Raw genomic sequence first — 984 nt, forward strand, 5'->3', positions numbered from 1 at the left:
AAAACGCTTGGAGTTTCTGATTGGACGGTCCGTCGGGTTATTACCAACCTTGATAGCTCCTTCAAGCCCAACTACCGCTGGCTTCCCCGCCACATTGCCTTTGACGACTTCAAATCTGGAAAGATGGCGCCTAGTGGAATGAGCATGATCTTGATGGACATCGAAAACCATCGAACTTTGGACATTATTCTCTCCCGGCGTAACCGTTACCTGCGGAGCTACTTTCTGCGCTACGACCGGTCCGCACGCTTAGCCGTCCAGACAGTTACAGTGGATTTATACACCCCTTATCGGCGCCTAATTCAAGAACTATTCCCGAATGCCATCATTCTTGCGGATCACTTTCATGTCGTTGCCCAAGCCTACCGTGCCCTTAACCAAATTCGGATTCAAGCAATGAATAATGCTGGAAAAGGAACTCACCAGTGGCGGGCGCTGAAACACTTCTGGAAGCTCATTCTAACCCCAGCTGGTAAGCTGAGATACGACAACTACTGGTGCCGAGCTAACTTCGGCTATGCCCAATTGACCGATATCGAAGTTGTTCATCGCTTGCTCAATTTTGATGAAGATCTTGCACAGGCTTACCGCTACTACCAGGACTTAATCTTCGCCGTCAGTCGGCGGAGTCGCAGTCAACTGAACCAATTGCTTACTACCAAGCTAACTGCGCTTCCTCACCCCCTGCAAAAGGTACAGCGGACATTACGCCAACACAAGAAAGAGATTCTGCACAGTTTTAAGTACGAGGCTTATACTAACGGTCCCGTTGAGGGCACTAACAATAAGATCAAGGTCATCAAACGGGTTGCCTATGGATTCCGAAACTTTGCCAATTTCAGAATCCGGATTCTCCTCGCTTTACCTAACACATACATTGCCATTAACTGGAAGAATAAGCAAACAGCCCGTGCCAAAGTCCAGGCACGAGCTGCTTAACAAAACTTATTCAATTTTTTCATCAGTACTTCTTGACGAAGAGCC

General features: G+C 47.9%; 1 protein-coding gene. It reads left to right on the forward strand.

Translation table 11 applies throughout. The annotated features are described in order from the left end of the window. Positions 1-939, forward strand: a 939-nt coding sequence (locus tag HMPREF0494_RS10700; RefSeq protein WP_007124998.1) for an ISL3 family transposase, incomplete at its 5' end; no start/stop codon positions are given. Between the last annotated feature and the right edge of the window lie 45 nt (positions 940-984).

This window comes from Limosilactobacillus antri DSM 16041, from assembly GCF_000160835.1.
Classification (GTDB): Bacteria; Bacillota; Bacilli; order Lactobacillales; family Lactobacillaceae; genus Limosilactobacillus; species Limosilactobacillus antri.